We start from the raw sequence: 14,874 nt of genomic DNA on the forward strand, positions 1-14,874 counted from the left end.
ATCCGATGATGAATATGCATGTTCCCGCCTCGAACAAGGTCGCCGATGCGGCGGCCAAGGCCAAGCATTCTCCTGCGCCGTCGTCGGCCACCAGCCTGTCCGCCCTGTGGCGCCCGGCACTTGTCCAGGCTTTCGTCAAGCTCGACCCACGGCAACTGCAGCGCTCGCCGGTGATGCTGGTGGTGGAGCTGACCGCGATCCTCACCACTGTGCTGTGCTTGGTGCCCAACACCGCGGTGCCGACTTTCGTCGCCGCGCAGATCGCCCTGTGGCTGTGGTTCACCGTATTGTTCGCCAACTTCGCCGAGGCCCTGGCCGAAGGGCGTGGCAAGGCTCGTGCCGACAGCCTCAAGGCCGGCAGCGAGGGCCTGAGCGCCCGGCGCCGGGGGGCTGATGGCAGCTTCCAGCTGGTGCCAGCGGCCAACCTGCGCAAAGGCGATGTGGTGCGGGTCGATGCCGGGGAAATGATCCCGGGCGACGGTGAAGTGATCGAAGGCATCGCCGCGGTCAACGAAGCGGCGATCACCGGGGAGTCGGCGCCGGTGATCCGCGAGTCCGGTGGCGATCGCTCGGCGGTGACCGGCAACACCCGCCTGGTGTCCGACTGGTTGCTGGTGCGTATCACCAGCAATCCCGGGGAGTCGACCCTGGACCGCATGATCGCCCTGGTGGAAGGCGCCAAGCGCCAGAAAACCCCCAATGAAGTGGCCCTGGACATCCTGTTGATCGGCCTGACCCTGATCTTCCTGCTGGTGGTGGTGACCCTGCAGCCGTTCGCCCATTTCGCCAATGGCAGCTTGCCGCTGGTGTTCCTGGTGGCGCTGCTGGTGACGCTGATCCCGACCACCATCGGCGGCCTGTTGTCGGCCATCGGCATCGCCGGCATGGACCGCCTGGTGCGCCTGAATGTCATCGCCAAGTCCGGGCGGGCGGTGGAAGCCGCCGGGGACGTGCATGTGTTGATGCTGGACAAGACCGGCACCATCACCTTCGGCAATCGCCGGTGCAGCGCCATCCACCCGGCCCCGGGCATCAGCGCCGGGGACATGGCCGAGGCCGCCTTGCTGGCATCCCTGGCCGACGACACGGCCGAAGGCAAGTCCATCGTCGAATACCTGCGCGAACTTTATCCACAGCCCGAGCCGGGCAGCGAACTGCTGGTGGCCGTGCCTTTCAGCGCAGAGACCCGGCTGTCCGGGGTCGACTATCGCGGCCAGGCCTATCGCAAGGGGGCAGTGGACTCGGTGCTGGATTTCGTTGGCCTCAAGCGCGATGACCTGGCTCCGGCACTGGCCCGCGAGATCGACAAGATCGCCCAGAGCGGCGGCACTCCGCTGCTGGTCTGCGCCGCAGGCCGGTTGCTGGGCGCGATTCACCTCAAGGACGTGGTCAAGCCCGGTATCCGCGAGCGTTTCGCCGAGTTGCGCAAACTGGGGATCCGCACCGTGATGGTCACCGGCGACAACCCGCTGACTGCCGCCGCCATCGCCGCCGAAGCCGGGGTCGACGATGTGCTGGCCGAGGCCACGCCGGAGAAGAAGCTGGCGCGCATCCGTCACGAGCAAAACGACGGACGCCTGGTGGCCATGTGCGGCGACGGTGCCAACGATGCCCCGGCGCTGGCCCAGGCCGATGTCGGCATGGCCATGAACGACGGCACCCAGGCCGCTCGCGAGGCGGCCAACATGGTCGACCTGGACAGCGATCCGACCAAGCTGCTGGACGTGGTGCAGATCGGCAAGGAACTGTTGGTGACCCGTGGCGCCCTGACCACCTTTTCCATCGCCAATGACGTGGCCAAGTACTTTGCCATCCTGCCGGCCTTGTTCGCGGCGATTTATCCACAGCTGGGCGTGCTCAACATCATGCACCTGGCCAGCCCGCAGAGCGCGATTCTCTCGGCGATCGTGTTCAACGCGCTGATCATCGTGGTGCTGATTCCCCTGGCCTTGCGCGGTGTGCGGGTGCAGGCCGCCAGTGCCGCCCACCTGCTGCGGCGCAACCTGCTGATCTACGGCCTGGGCGGCATCGTGGTGCCCTTTGCCGGGATCAAGCTGATCGACCTGCTGCTGACCGCCGCCCACCTGGTGTAGGCGGCCGGGATTGACCCATCGAGGATTGAAAAATGTCTAGCGTATTGCGTCCGGCCTTGAGCCTGATCGTGTTGATGACCCTGATCACCGGCGTGGCCTATCCGCTGGTGGTCACTGGAGTGGCCCAGGTCGCGTTCGCGGACCAGGCCAATGGCAGCCTGGTCCGCGATGACAGCGGCAAGGTGCGGGGCTCGGCCCTGATCGCCCAGGGCTTTGCCGGCGATGCCTGGTTCCACCCGCGCCCCTCCGCAGGTGCCTTTGCCACCGTGGCCAGCGGGGCCAGCAACCTGGCACCGAGCAATCCGGCGCTGGCGACCCGGGTGATCGAGGATGCCAACAAGCTCTTGGTGCCCGGGCAGGGCCCGGTGCCCCTGGCGTTACTGACCACTTCCGGCAGCGGCCTGGATCCGCACTTGCCACCGCAGGCGATTGACTATCAACTGGCGCGAGTTGCAGCGGCACGCAACCTGCCAGCCGACCGGCTACGAGCCTTGGTGGCAGAGCACACCGAACGGCCGCTGATCGGCCCGCCGGTGGTCAACGTACTGGCCCTGAACCTGGCCCTGGAGCGGCTGTAATCTGGCGAGCCTGGAAAAGCCCCGAAAGGGGCTTTTGCGATGCTCGAGCCCCAAGGAGTGACGATTGAAACCTATTGTCTTGTCGCAGAGAGATGCCCCATGAGTGATTCCGGTCGCGCCGACGCGCTGCTTGCCGAGCTGCCCCGGGACGGGCGTGGCCGGCTCAAGGTCTTTCTCGGCGCCGCGCCGGGGGTCGGCAAGACCTACGCCATGCTCCAGGCCGCCCACACTCAGATGCGCCAGGGCGTCAAGGTCCTGGCCGGGGTGGTGCAGACCCACGGCCGGGCCGAGACCGAGGCACTGCTGGGCGGCTTGCCGCAACAGCCCCTGCTGCGCTCGGAGTATCGTGGGGTGCTGCTGGAGGAGATGGACCTGGACGGCCTGCTCAAGGCCCGGCCCAAGCTGGCGCTGGTGGACGAATTGGCCCACAGCAACGCCCCGGGCAGCCGCCATGCCAAGCGCTGGCAGGATATCCAGGAGCTGCTGGCGGCGGGCATCGACGTGTTCACCACGGTCAACGTCCAGCACCTGGAGAGCCTCAATGACCAGGTGCGCGGCATCACCGGGGTCCAGGTCCGCGAGACCTTGCCCGACTGGGTACTGCAGGAGGCCTATGAGCTGCAACTGGTGGACCTTCCGCCCCGGGAGCTGCTGGAGCGCCTGCGCGATGGCAAGGTCTATGTGCCGGAGCAGGCGCGGGCGGCTATCGATGCCTTCTTCAGCCAGACCAACCTCACGGCCCTGCGTGAGTTGGCGATGCAGACCGCGGCGGCCCAGGTGGACAACGACCTGGCCCAGGGTTATCGCCGCCTCGGGCAAGCGGCACCGGCGGTGCGCGGGCGGCTGTTGGTGGGCGTCGACGGTGATCTCCAGGCCGAACGCCTGGTGCGCCATGCCAGCCGGGTTGCGCAGCGTCGGTATTTGCCCTGGAGCCTGGTGCATGTGGATAACGGCCGTCTTGGCGACGAACAGTCGCGCTTGCGTCTGCAGGCGGCCCAGCAACTGGCCGAGCGCCTGGGCGGGGAGGTGGTCCTGCTGCGGGCGGGCGAGGTGGCCAAGACCCTGATCCAGCACGCTACCGAGCGCCGGGCCAGCCTGTTGCTGGTGGGGCAGTCGAGCCGTCGCTGGCGCCGGCGCTGGTTCGGCGGCGGGCTGGCGGCACGTTTGCTGCGCAACGCCGATGGCCTGGAAATCAATGTCCTGGACAGCGAGCCATTGCCTAGCCAGCCGAGGTTGCGGGTCAAGCATCCGCTGATGTGGTTCGACTATGCCCTGGCGCTGTTGGCGACTTTGTTGGCCAGTGCCCTGGCCTGGGGCGTGGCCGGAATCCTGGCGCTGCCGAACATCTCCCTGGTGTTTCTCGCCGCAGTGCTGCTGGTGGCGGTGCGCAGCAGCCTGGGGCCGGCCCTGGCCTGCGCCGCGCTGTCGTTCCTGAGTTACGACTTCCTGTTCATCCCGCCGAACTTCTCTCTTTCCATCCAGCGCGAAGAAGACGTGCTGACCCTGCTGTTCTTCCTGCTGATGGCTGCGCTCACGGGTAATCTCGCGGCCCGCCAGCGCCGGCAATTGCAGGCACTGCGCGATACCCAGGAGGAAACCGGCGAGCTGCTGGACCTGTCGCGCAAACTCACGGCTGCTACCGATCGGCAGGCGGTGATCAGCGCTGCGATCCAGCACCTGAACGGGCGCGAGGAGTTGCGTATCTGTTTGTTCAACCGCGATGAGCAAGGTGCCTGGAAGGTCGAGAGCGGTGGCACGCAGCAACTCTCCGAAGCCGAGCGAGCCGCGGCCGATTGGGCCTGGCAGCACGATCAACCTGCGGGGTTGGGCACCGGGACCCTGCCTTTTGGCCGTTGGTGGTGGTGGCCGCTGTCGGTGGATGACGGCCCCTTGGGCTTGTTGGGGGTGTGCCCCAGGGAGGGCGCGATCTTCAGTGATCAACGTCGGCGCTTGCTCACCGCGCTCAGCCAGCCGTTGGCCCAGGCCCTGGCCCGGGCGCGCCTGGCCGAGGACCTGGAGGCGGCGCGCTTGCACGGCGAAACCGAGCAACTGCGCAGCGCCTTGCTGGCCTCGGTGTCCCACGACTTGCGCACTCCGCTGACGTCGATGCGCGGCAGCATCGATAGCCTGCTGGCCTTGGGCGAGGCGATTCCCCTGGAGGATCGCCAGGAACTGCTGGAGGGTACCCGGGATGAGGCCGAGCGCCTGGATCGGTACATCCAGAACCTGCTGGACATGACCCGCCTTGGCCATGGCGCCTTGAAGCTGGCCCGCGACTGGGTCACCCCGGCGGATATCGTCGGCAGCGCGCTCAATCGCCTGCGGGTGGTGCTGGCGCCATTACAGGTCAGTACGCAGTTGCCCCGGGATCTGCCGCTGCTGTATGTGCACGCGGCGCTGATCGAACAGGCCCTGGTCAATGTGCTGGAGAATGCGGCGCGTTTTTCCCCGGTCCATGGCCGCCTGCACCTGGCGGTTCACGCCGACGAGCAGGAGCTGAGTTTCGCTGTGAGCGACGAGGGGCCGGGTATTCCCGAGGAGGAGCGGGCGAAGATCTTCGACATGTTCTACACCGCCGCCAGGGGCGATCGGGGCGGCCAGGGTACGGGCCTGGGATTGGCGATCTGCAAGGGCATGGTGGGTGCCCATGGCGGGCACATCAGTGTCGCCGATGGCATCGACGGGCGGGGTACCTGCATCACCCTGTACCTGCCCTTGCAGGCTCAGCCGGAGCTTGAGGGTGAGCTGTGACGCGCTTGGCGGCAGGGGCGAGGGCTCCTGCAAAAGCCCTCTGGAGGAGATTGGCGTTGCGCTACTCTCTTGTCTCTTATTTGTCTTGAACTGAACCCATGAGCCGGACCGCGACCATCCTGGTCATCGACGACGAGCCGCAGATCCGCAAATTCCTGCGCATCAGCCTGGCGTCCCAAGGATACAAAGTGATTGAAGCCGGCACCGGTACCGAGGGCCTGGCCCAGGCGGCGTTGAACAAGCCGGACCTGCTGGTGCTTGACCTGGGGCTGCCGGACATGGATGGCCAGCAGGTGCTGCGCGAGTTTCGCGAGTGGTCGGCGGTACCGGTGCTGGTGCTCTCGGTGCGGGCCAGCGAGTTGCAGAAGGTCGAAGCCCTGGACGGTGGGGCCAACGACTATGTCACCAAGCCATTCGGCATCCAGGAGTTCCTGGCTCGCATACGCGCCCTGTTGCGCCAGGCCCCGTCCGGAGAAGTCCAGGAAGCGGCGTTGCAGGTGGGGCCCTTGACGGTCGACCTGGCGTACCGCCGGGTGTTGCTCGAAGGCGTGGAAGTAGCCCTGACACGCAAGGAATATGCGGTGCTGGCCCAGCTGGCTCGCCACCCGGGGCGGGTGATCACCCAGCAGCAACTGCTCAAGGACATCTGGGGGCCGACCCATACCGAAGACAGCCATTACCTGCGGATCGTGGTCGGGCACTTGCGCCAGAAGCTGGCAGACGATCCGACCCGGCCGCGTTTCATCGTCACCGAGGCCGGGGTCGGTTATCGCCTGCTGGCGGGGGAGGCTTGAGCTAGGGCTGCTCCTGTTCGTAGCGGTCGAGGGTGTCGCTGGCGATTTCCCGACCCAGGGCGATCAGTTCCGGCGCCTTGTAGAACTCGAAGAAGCGGCACACCCGCTTGGGTACGTTCACCAGGATATCCGGCGGGTAGCCGGCGATCTTGTACTGGGCCAGGGAGGTCTGCATGACCTCGAAGCTCTGGTTGACCAGGTCCAGCAGCGAGGCGGGGCCGACGTTATCGACGATGAACGAGCCGCTGGCCGACCTTGGGGCACCGTCGGTTTCCGGGGCCGCGGCGGGCTGCTGGGACTCAGGTTCGGCGCCTTCGACCCAGGGATTGATCTGCGCCGCATCGCTCCTGAACGCCTCTTGCTCCAGCAGCAACAGTTGCTCGGCCTGCTTGCGCCGGAATGGCAGGCGCGAGCCCAGCGAGTTGATCAGGCTGTCGAAGCGGCTCTTGAAGGCTGGGGGGCGCTGGATCACCGGCAACTGATAGTGCCGCTGGTTGGTGGAGTTGAGATTGACCGCGATGATCAGGTCGCAGTGGCTGGACACCACCGGAACGATCGGCAGCGGGTTGAGCAGGCCGCCATCCACCAGCATGCGATTGCCCTGCATCACCGGGGTGAACAGGCTGGGGATCGCCGCCGAGGCGCGCATGGCCTGGTGCAGGCAGCCTTCCTGGAACCAGATTTCCTGTTGGTTGGTCAGGTCGGTCGCCACTGCGGTGTAGGGGATGCGCAGGTCCTCGATGTTGATGTCACCGACGATCTTGCGAATCTGGCCGAAGACCTTCTCGCCGCGAATCGCCCCCAGGCGGAAGCTCACATCCACCAGGCGCAGCACATCCAGATAGTCCAGGCTCTCGATCCATTCCCGGTACTGGTCGAGTTTGCCTGCCGCATAGATGCCGCCCACCACCGCCCCCATCGAGCAGCCGGCGATGCAGGCAATCTCGTAACCGCGTTTTTCGATTTCCTCGATGACCCCGATATGGGCGTACCCACGGGCACCTCCCGAACCGAGGACCAGTGCGACACGTTTTTTCATGATTCGTCCTTTCGCCAAGCAGGCTGCCACAATGCACCCTTAGCGCCCCGAGGTTCAATCGCGGCTGGCCCGGGAATGCGCCTCGGCACGGCGTCGCGGACTGACGTCGAGCCTCGCGCCACGGCGCCTGCGGCTATATTTTCCTGGAGGTGGCCTTGGCACTTTTCTTCACCGCCACCGTCTTAACCCGTACGACTGTATTCCCATTCTTGAGGTGTCATTGATGAAAGCCTGGATCTGCTTGCCCCTGATTGCATTGGTTCTGACCGGTTGCGCAGGCAAGACCGCCTACCGTGACAGCTGCGGTACCCAGCTGGATGCCGCCTGGCGTGAGCTGGACCTGGCCAAGGCCGAGGGTTTCGCCGGCACCGTGAGCTACTCCAAGGCGCTGTCGCTGCTGACGGGCGCCAAGACCCAGCAGCAGTTCGAAGCCTTCGAAGGCTGCACCAACAAGGCCGAGAAGGCGCGTTTCTATATTCGCGAATCACGTGCCGGACGTTGAAAGGCGACAAGCGCTACGCTAAGCCGGCAAAATCGAAGATCGCGGGCCGCGGGCCGGACGTAATGCCGGTCACCGGCCCGCGATTTCATTCCGGGGCCGGACGAGACGGCACCGGGTTGGTTGAGTTGTGTTGGGGAATCCTTGATGTCTGCCCTGGTTGATCGATTGGTGGCTCGGATCCTGAGCCTGGACGTGAACTTGCTGGCCTGCCAGGCGCGCCTGGCAGCCGCGACGGACGCCGAGGCGCTGCATGACCTGCGTGTCGGGGTACGGCGCTTGCGCAGCCTGTTGCGGCCGTTGCGCGGCTTGCCGGGAGTCGAGCAGCTGGAGCAGGCCGGTGCGCAAGTAGGGCGCGTGACCACGCCGATCCGGGATCGCGAAGTCCTGGCGGCCTACCTGCATCAGCATGGCCAGCATGCCGCCGGCGACCGCCGCACTGTACTGCTGGCCCAGGAGTATCCTGCCGTGGCGGCGGGGCCTGAGCTGGCGCGCCTGGCCATGGTGCTGGATGCATTCCCGCGATTTCTCAGGGCCGCCCAGCGCCAGGAGTTGCTGGGCGGCTTGCGCCCGCGCATCGAGAAGCGCCTGGGCAAGCAGTGGCAGGCCCTGGGCCAGGCACTGGAGGATCCGGCCCACGACCGCCATCGCCTGCGCTTGCTGATCAAGCGGGTGCGTTATGCCGCCGAGTCCTATCCTGAACTGGACCGTTTGCCTGGCCCGGCCATCAAGCGGCTCAAGGCCGCCCAGGCGGCGCTGGGTGATTGGCATGACTGTTGGCAATGGCTGGCCCAGGCCGAGCAGCAGCCGGACCTGCTGCCTTGCGTGGCTACCTGGCGGCGCACCATGCTCAAGGCCGAGGCGCGTGCCGACCGCATGCTGGACAAGCTGTACGGCGATTGCTTCGGTCATTGAGCATCGGCCAGCGGCCTATCTGTCCGCTGCTTTGGCCGGAATGGTTGCTGTAGAGCCTTGGCTCGCTGGTTAAGATCCTTGGGTTCATTCATTTCCTGTAGAGGTTTTCATGCGTTTCTATGATTTGCTCGAAGCGGTTCGCAAGCAGCCCGAGGCCCTGACCATTCCGGCGCAATGGGCCCAGGGGCGGGCCAGCTTCGGCGGTCTGGTGGTGGCCCTGCAGTACGAGGCGATGCGCGCCAAGGTCCCGGCGGACCGCCCGGTGCGCTCCCTGGCGGTGACCTTCGTCGGTCCTGTGGCTCCCGAGGTGCCGGTGAGTTTCGAAGTGGATGTGCTACGTGAGGGCAAGGCGGTCAGCCAGGTCCTGGGGCGGGTGATGCAGGAAGGCCAGGTCGTGACGTTGGTGCAGGGCAGCTTCGGCGCCTCGCGGGAGTCGGTGGTGAGTGTCGAGGCCTTGCCGGCACCCGAAATGAAGCACTGGGACGATTGCCAGGAGCTGCCCTATATCCCGGGTGTGACCCCGGAATTCATGCGCCACCTGGCGATGCGCTGGAGCATCGGCGGCATGCCGTTCACCGGCAATCGCTCACGGGACATGGGGGGCTGGGTGCGTCTGCGGGGCGACGTCAAGGAAGAGCCGGTGACCGAAGCGCATATCCTGGCCCTGGTGGATGCCTGGCCGCCGGCGTTGTTGCCGCACCTGACCAAGCCCGCCGCCGGCAGCACCCTGACCTGGACCATCGAATTCGTCCAGCCGCTGCTGGAGCTGGACACCCTGGACTGGTGCAAGTATCGGGTGGAGATCGAGCATGCCCGCGACGGCTATGGGCATGCCGCTGCCGCACTGTGGAGTGCCGATGGGCGGCTGGTCGCCCTGAGCCGGCAGACGGTGACCATTTTCGGCTGAGCCCCAGTGGCCGTCAGTGCCGGTGGCGTTGCAACCAGGCACGCCACCAGGCGCCGCTCACGACGAAGCGGGGAAAGGTCACGAACTGCTCCACCAGCAAGCGCTGGACCGCGTCCTGGCGATCGGTGAAAGGCTCGCTGGCCTGGGTTTCGAGGCTATGGCCGTGGCGTTGCAGGCCCAGGGCCGCGAGGATGCCGATCACGCCGATGGCCAGGCTCAGCAAGCTCAGGGAAAACACTCCCGAGGCAATCAGCAGGAAACCGACGATGAACAGTGGCACGGCGATCAGGTGCAGCACCAGGTTGGTCGGATGCTGGTGGCTGTTCGGGTAGACCCGCCATTGCCAGGCGGGGAGGTTGGGGTGGCGTTGGCCCATGATGCTCATCCTTAGTGTCTGGAAACTCATGGACCAAGGATAGGGCGCGAGCCGCACGGCGACGAATCAAGGCTGGCTATCGTCTCGATAGCGCAGGCGTGGAGGCGTGGAGGCGTAGAGGCGGGGGCGAGCAGCTCGCCCCCTTTGGCAGGTCTTGTCGCTCAGAGCTTGAGCTGGCCGATGGCCTTGCTCAGTTCGCCGGCCAGGGTGGCCAGCTCGCTGCTGGTCGTGGCGGAGGCCACGGTCTGCTGCACGGTGTTTTCGGTGACGTCACGGATGCTCACCACCGCCCGGTTCATTTCTTCGGCCACTTGGCTCTGCTGTTCCGCCGCGACGGCGATCTGGGTATTGCTTTCGCGCATCTGCGCCACGGCACCGGTGATTTCCGCCAGGGCTTCGCCGGCCTCCTGGGCCTGCTGCACGCAATCATCGGCCTTGAACGAGCTTTCCTGCATGAAGTCCACGGCGTCTCGGGTGCCTGCCTGCAGGGCGGAGACCATGCTGGTGATTTCATCGGTGGAGGTCTGCACGCGCTTGGCCAGGTTACGTACTTCGTCGGCCACCACGGCGAAGCCGCGGCCCATCTCGCCAGCCCGTGCGGCCTCGATGGCGGCGTTGAGCGCCAGCAGGTTGGTCTGTTCGGCGATGCTGTGGATAACGTTGACCACGCCGTTGATCTTCTGGCTGTCCTCGGCCAGCTTCTGGATCATCTCGGCGGTCTGCTGCACGCCGTTGGACAACCCGGCGATGGACTTCTGCACCCGGCCTACCACCTCATGCCCGGAACCGGCCAGGGCATCGGCGGTTTGCGACAGGTCCCGGGTCGCCCCGGCATGCTGGGCGATGTGGTAGACGGTGGCGGACATTTCATTGATCGCCGTCGCCGCCTGGTCGGTTTCGCTTTGCTGGCCGAGCATGCCGTGGCGCACGTCGTTCATGCTCGATGCCAAGCGTGCGGCACCCTGGTCAAGCTGGCGCGCGGTATTGGCCACTGTGTTCACCACCCGCTGGTAGCCGGCTTGCATGGCGTTGAAGGCGCTGGCCATCTGGCCCACTTCGTCCTTGCAGGACAGCGGTACCCGGGCGGATAAATCGCCGGTCTTTTCAACGTGCAGCATCACGTCCTTGAGGGTGTTGAGCTGGCTGAGAAGAAAGCGGATCAGCAACTGCGAAGCGCAGAGCATGGCGAACATCAGGATGAACACCGCGACTGCGTAGTTGGTGAAGCGATCGCCGAACACCTGGGCGAAGCTGGGAGCATGGGCCAGTACGGCGACTTGCCGGCCGTCGGCGCGGCCTATGACCTCAGCGCCTGACAGCGGGTTGTCGCCGAACAGCGGCAGGTGGTTGAGTTCGACCCAGCCGCTGGCGCCATTCAGCTCGGGGACGGGCTGGTCGTTCAGGGCCGGTGTCTGCCCTCGGGAGAAAAACACCAGGTTCTCGGCACTGGGCAGTGGTTTGTCGACAGGCCAGGCATCGAGCAGGCGTGCCTGGGCCTGGGCAGCGGCCTGGGCACTCTGGCTACGGGCCTGTTGTTCCAGCTGCACGGCGTAGAGCACTAATAACAAGGTAGTGACGAAGGCGACCGCATTGACCGCCCAGAATTTGTATTTCAGCGAGATATTGCTAAGCCAGGCACCCATAGAAGGTCTTCTCTGATTGAGCGGAATAGTATTGGCAAGGTGCCATTATTGTGCCGTTATGCGTTAAGAAAAATCTTGATATGCATCAAGCAATTTCTGACAGGCCGAAGAACGCCCGGGCGCAGGCTGTGCTGTGGCGAGCCAGGTCCTCCGGTGTTTCCTGGCGGTGCAAGGCCACTTCACGCAGCACCTCGGTCAGGTAGGCCGGTTCATTCTGGCCATTCTTCGGTTTCGGCCGCAGGCTGCGTGGCAACAGGTACGGCGCATCGCTCTCCAGCATCAGGCGGCCCCGGGGAATCTCCCGTACCAACGGATGCAGGTGGGTCCCCCGGCGTTCATCGCAGATCCAGCCGGTGATGCCGATATGTAGGTCCAGGTCGAGATAGCTGAACAGCGCTCGCTGCTCACCGGTGAAACAATGCACCACGGCTGCCGGCAAACGGTCCCGGAAGTCTTTCAGGATAGCCAACAGGCGCTCGTTGGCATCGCGTTCGTGGAGGAACACCGGCAGTTGCAACTCGGTCGCCAGGGCCAGGTGCTCTTCCAGGACCTTTTCCTGCTGCGGGCGAGGCGAGAAATCCCGGTTGAAGTCCAGGCCGCATTCGCCCACCGCCCGTATCCGCGATTCGCCCAGCAGGGCTCGCAGGCGCCGGGCGCTGTCGGGGTTCCAGTCGCTGGCGCTGTGGGGGTGCAGGCCGGCAGTGGCGAACAGCCTCTGGCCCTCGGGATCCAGTTGTTGGCACAGGTCCAGGGCCTGTTCGCTGCCCTCGACGCTGGTTCCGGTCACGATCAATTGGCAGACACCGGCTTCATAAGCACGATCGAGAACCGCTTGGCGTTTTTCGGAAAAACAGGGATTGGTCAGGTTGACGCCGATATCGATGAGTTGCATGGTGCTATCTCCGCCTGCGGCCGGAAAGCATATCAGAGCTCTGGATTTAATAAGAAAAACCAAGAACTACAACGAGTTGAAGCTGTCTCTTGCTGTCGCAAACAGCAATGGCCCAGCGCTCGCACCGGCCATTTCAGCTGTCTTTCGCACCTTGCCAGCGCCCACGGCGCTTAGTTTCTGGCGATCAACCCCGGAAAACGACGAAGGGTTGAACAGTATTCCATGCGGAGAACGGATGACCCGACCCTCGATCTTGCTCGCTCTGTGCCTGACCCTGCTCCTGCCGTTGCCGGCGGTGGCGCGCCTGGCCGGGCCACCGGAAGTCCAGGCCAAGGGCAAGGTCCGCGACCTGGCGGAAATCCGTAGCAGTCGGGTGCTGCGGGTGCTGGTCAACCAGAGCCGCAACAGCTCCGGTGAAGTCCAGGGCCAGCCCATCGGGGTCGAGTATCATCGCCTGCGGGCTTTCGAGCAGTACCTCAATGGCCATGCCCGCGATGGCCAGGAAATCAGCCTGAAGATCATCCCCAAGGCCAAGGACCAGCTACTGGGCGCCCTGCAGCGCGGAGAAGGGGACCTGGTGGCCCCAGGGGAGTTGCTGGAGGCCCAGCCCGGGCATGCGGTCAGCTCCAGCGATCCGATCGCCAGTAACGTTCCGTTGCTGCTGGTGGGTATCAAGGGGGAGCGGCGTTATACGCGAGTCGAGCAACTGTCCGGCAAGACCCTGACCCTCACCACCGGCAGCGCTGCCGGTGAGGCGGTGAGCCAGATCAACCAGAAGCTGGCCCTGCACAAGCTGGCTCCGATCAAGGTCGAGTGGGTCGATCCCAGCCTGGCGGTGGAAGATGTGCTGGAAATGGTCCAGGGCGGCATCTTCCACCTGACCATAGTCGAGCAGCCGATTGCCGAGCGCTGGGGCAAGATCCTCGGCAAGTTGCGCCTGGACCGGCAGCTGAAGATCAGCGAGCCCGGGGAGGAACACTGGTTCGTCCGGCGTGATGCCTCGATGTTGCGGGCGAGCATCGATCGGTTCCTCAAGACCTACAAGACGCCAGCGGACCAGGATGCGGCCTTCCTGCGTATCTACCGCCGCCAGTACCAGGTGCATTACCCGCTGGCCCGGGCCGATCGCCAGCGCCTGGAGAAGTTGCGACCGGTGCTGCAAAAGCATGCCGGGGAACAGGGCATGGATTGGCTGAACCTGGCAGCCCTGGCCTTCAAGGAATCGGCACTTCAGCCCAGTGCCAGGGGGGGTGGCGGTCCCACCGGGCTGATGCAGATCACACCTTCGGCGGCGCAGCGGGTGGGCGTGAGCAATATCCAATCCGTGGACAGCAATGTGCAGGCCGGAGCCAGGTACCTGGCCATGATCCGTCGCAAATTCTTCGCCAGCCCCAAGCTCAATGAGCGCGAGCGGATGGCGTTCATCCTGGCGGCCTACAACATGGGGCCGGAGCGGGTCCAGGGCATGCGCACCGAGGCCAGGCGTCGCGGGTTGAACCCGAACCAGTGGTTCTTCCAGGTGGAGCGCATCGCCATGGAGCAGGTGGGGATGGGAGCGGTCAGCTATGTTAATAGTGTCAACAAATACTATCTGGCCTTTGATCGCGAACGGGACTCCCTGGAGCCTCGTGAGCGAAAAGTTGTATCGCGCAAATAATCGAAAAATTTGATTGTTATGTCGGAGTATTTCCGCTTTTAACATGATTAAAACTGATTAATATCGCGACCAACTTCTCCCCTTACACAGGACACACAGCATGAGCACTTTGATCAAGAATGTACTGGGAACCCGCGCAGGTTATGGCCTGACCGTCGTGCGCATCCTTGTCGGCATCATCTTCGCGGCCCACGGTTCGCAGAAACTCTTCGGTTGGTTCGGCGGTGGCGGCCTGGCGGGCACTGCCCAGTGGATGGAAAGCATCGGCCTGGCCCCGGGTTACCTGATGGCCTTGCTGTCGGGTGGCACCGAGTTCTTCGCCGGCCTGGCGCTGATCATCGGTTTGCTGGCCCGTCCTGCGGCCCTGGGCCTGACCTTCACCCTGGTGGTGGCGATCTTCTCGGTGCATATCAGCAATGGCTTGTTCATGGCCAACAATGGCTACGAATTCGCCCTGGCGCTGCTGGGCGGTACCCTGGCGGTGCTGATCGAAGGGGCCGGCAAACTCTCGCTGGATGCGACCATCGCCAAGTGATCCTGGCGCTCGATCCGGGTGGGCGCAGCTCCTGCGATTGTCCCGGATCAAGCGCTTGCAAGAATGTCCCAAGGCCTGCCGATGCAGGCCTTTTTTCGTCTTGCTGGAATCTTGACACTGACCGGCCAGCTTCTCTAGGATGCTGCTCATGCGCCGATTTAAACAGCTACTTGCGGGGCGCCAGGCAAGCCGAAA

General features: G+C 64.8%; 13 protein-coding genes. 9 read left to right on the forward strand and 4 right to left on the reverse strand.

Annotated elements, in window-relative coordinates:
* Nucleotides 1–8 precede the first annotated feature (8 nt).
* The 4 genes from kdpB (at nucleotide 9) to AC3WK8_RS12465 (ending at nucleotide 6,216) form a co-directional block, all read left to right on the forward strand.
* On the forward strand, nucleotides 9–2,093 hold the full coding sequence (kdpB, locus tag AC3WK8_RS12450) for a potassium-transporting ATPase subunit KdpB (protein WP_103324902.1): 2,085 nt from the start codon (nucleotides 9–11) through the stop codon (nucleotides 2,091–2,093).
* 32 nt (nucleotides 2,094–2,125) lie between these two features.
* The gene (kdpC, locus tag AC3WK8_RS12455; RefSeq protein WP_103324903.1) at nucleotides 2,126–2,671 is read left to right on the forward strand and encodes a potassium-transporting ATPase subunit KdpC; all 546 of its coding nucleotides are present in this window, start codon (nucleotides 2,126–2,128) and stop codon (nucleotides 2,669–2,671) included.
* A 99-nt stretch (nucleotides 2,672–2,770) separates the two neighbouring features.
* Nucleotides 2,771–5,422: a DUF4118 domain-containing protein gene (locus AC3WK8_RS12460; RefSeq protein ID WP_103324904.1), complete on the forward strand. Its 2,652-nt coding sequence runs from the start codon at nucleotides 2,771–2,773 to the stop codon at nucleotides 5,420–5,422.
* Nucleotides 5,423–5,520: 98 nt separating this feature from the next.
* Nucleotides 5,521–6,216, forward strand: a complete 696-nt coding sequence (locus AC3WK8_RS12465) for a response regulator (RefSeq protein ID WP_103324905.1) — start codon at nucleotides 5,521–5,523, stop codon at nucleotides 6,214–6,216.
* A gap of 1 nt (nucleotide 6,217) precedes the next feature.
* On the opposite strand, the gene AC3WK8_RS12470 is transcribed toward AC3WK8_RS12465, so the two are convergent.
* Nucleotides 6,218–7,255 carry a patatin-like phospholipase family protein gene (locus AC3WK8_RS12470; protein ID WP_022640100.1) on the reverse strand — a complete coding sequence of 346 codons (1,038 nt, stop codon included), beginning with the start codon at nucleotides 7,253–7,255 and terminating at the stop codon, nucleotides 6,218–6,220.
* 223 nt (nucleotides 7,256–7,478) lie between these two features.
* On the opposite strand from AC3WK8_RS12470, the gene AC3WK8_RS12475 reads away from it, so the two are divergent.
* The 3 genes from AC3WK8_RS12475 to AC3WK8_RS12485 all read left to right on the forward strand — a co-directional run bounded on the left by AC3WK8_RS12475 (nucleotide 7,479) and on the right by AC3WK8_RS12485 (nucleotide 9,576).
* Nucleotides 7,479–7,757, forward strand: a complete 279-nt coding sequence (locus tag AC3WK8_RS12475) for a hypothetical protein (RefSeq protein ID WP_022640099.1) — start codon at nucleotides 7,479–7,481, stop codon at nucleotides 7,755–7,757.
* A gap of 144 nt (nucleotides 7,758–7,901) precedes the next feature.
* Complete coding sequence (locus tag AC3WK8_RS12480; RefSeq protein WP_103324906.1) at nucleotides 7,902–8,669, forward strand: CHAD domain-containing protein; 768 nt, start codon at nucleotides 7,902–7,904, stop codon at nucleotides 8,667–8,669.
* Between the two features lie 109 nt (nucleotides 8,670–8,778).
* Nucleotides 8,779–9,576 (forward strand): acyl-CoA thioesterase, encoded by a 798-nt coding sequence (locus tag AC3WK8_RS12485; RefSeq protein WP_022640097.1) that lies wholly within the window; start codon nucleotides 8,779–8,781, stop codon nucleotides 9,574–9,576.
* A gap of 13 nt (nucleotides 9,577–9,589) precedes the next feature.
* Here AC3WK8_RS12485 and AC3WK8_RS12490 read toward each other — a convergent pair whose 3' ends face one another.
* From AC3WK8_RS12490 to AC3WK8_RS12500, 3 genes are all read right to left on the reverse strand, one after another.
* The gene (locus tag AC3WK8_RS12490) at nucleotides 9,590–9,952 is read right to left on the reverse strand and encodes a DUF962 domain-containing protein (RefSeq protein WP_103324907.1); all 363 of its coding nucleotides are present in this window, start codon (nucleotides 9,950–9,952) and stop codon (nucleotides 9,590–9,592) included.
* Nucleotides 9,953–10,113: 161 nt separating this feature from the next.
* Nucleotides 10,114–11,595 (reverse strand): methyl-accepting chemotaxis protein, encoded by a 1,482-nt coding sequence (locus AC3WK8_RS12495; RefSeq protein WP_103324908.1) that lies wholly within the window; start codon nucleotides 11,593–11,595, stop codon nucleotides 10,114–10,116.
* A gap of 85 nt (nucleotides 11,596–11,680) precedes the next feature.
* A complete protein-coding gene (locus AC3WK8_RS12500; RefSeq protein WP_022640094.1) occupies nucleotides 11,681–12,487 on the reverse strand; it encodes a TatD family hydrolase in 807 nt (268 codons plus the stop codon).
* Nucleotides 12,488–12,722: 235 nt separating this feature from the next.
* Here AC3WK8_RS12500 and AC3WK8_RS12505 point away from each other — a divergent pair, with 235 nt between their 5' ends.
* Together AC3WK8_RS12505 and AC3WK8_RS12510 are read left to right on the forward strand one after the other, a co-directional pair.
* The gene (locus tag AC3WK8_RS12505) at nucleotides 12,723–14,144 is read left to right on the forward strand and encodes an MltF family protein (RefSeq protein ID WP_103324909.1); all 1,422 of its coding nucleotides are present in this window, start codon (nucleotides 12,723–12,725) and stop codon (nucleotides 14,142–14,144) included.
* A gap of 100 nt (nucleotides 14,145–14,244) precedes the next feature.
* A complete protein-coding gene (locus AC3WK8_RS12510; protein ID WP_103324910.1) occupies nucleotides 14,245–14,679 on the forward strand; it encodes a DoxX family protein in 435 nt (144 codons plus the stop codon).
* The last annotated feature ends 195 nt before the right edge of the window (nucleotides 14,680–14,874 follow it).

The organism is Pseudomonas sp. FW507-12TSA, assembly GCF_058781435.1.

Coding starts and splice junctions, on each gene's coding strand:
- kdpB (WP_103324902.1), top strand. CDS start 9: ATGAATATGCATGTTCCCGCCTCGAACAAGGTCGCCGATGCGGCGGCC.
- kdpC (WP_103324903.1), top strand. CDS start 2,126: ATGTCTAGCGTATTGCGTCCGGCCTTGAGCCTGATCGTGTTGATGACC.
- AC3WK8_RS12460 (WP_103324904.1), top strand. CDS start 2,771: ATGAGTGATTCCGGTCGCGCCGACGCGCTGCTTGCCGAGCTGCCCCGG.
- AC3WK8_RS12465 (WP_103324905.1), top strand. CDS start 5,521: ATGAGCCGGACCGCGACCATCCTGGTCATCGACGACGAGCCGCAGATC.
- AC3WK8_RS12470 (WP_022640100.1), bottom strand. CDS start 7,255: ATGAAAAAACGTGTCGCACTGGTCCTCGGTTCGGGAGGTGCCCGTGGG.
- AC3WK8_RS12475 (WP_022640099.1), top strand. CDS start 7,479: ATGAAAGCCTGGATCTGCTTGCCCCTGATTGCATTGGTTCTGACCGGT.
- AC3WK8_RS12480 (WP_103324906.1), top strand. CDS start 7,902: ATGTCTGCCCTGGTTGATCGATTGGTGGCTCGGATCCTGAGCCTGGAC.
- AC3WK8_RS12485 (WP_022640097.1), top strand. CDS start 8,779: ATGCGTTTCTATGATTTGCTCGAAGCGGTTCGCAAGCAGCCCGAGGCC.
- AC3WK8_RS12490 (WP_103324907.1), bottom strand. CDS start 9,952: ATGGGCCAACGCCACCCCAACCTCCCCGCCTGGCAATGGCGGGTCTAC.
- AC3WK8_RS12495 (WP_103324908.1), bottom strand. CDS start 11,595: ATGGGTGCCTGGCTTAGCAATATCTCGCTGAAATACAAATTCTGGGCG.
- AC3WK8_RS12500 (WP_022640094.1), bottom strand. CDS start 12,487: ATGCAACTCATCGATATCGGCGTCAACCTGACCAATCCCTGTTTTTCC.
- AC3WK8_RS12505 (WP_103324909.1), top strand. CDS start 12,723: ATGACCCGACCCTCGATCTTGCTCGCTCTGTGCCTGACCCTGCTCCTG.
- AC3WK8_RS12510 (WP_103324910.1), top strand. CDS start 14,245: ATGAGCACTTTGATCAAGAATGTACTGGGAACCCGCGCAGGTTATGGC.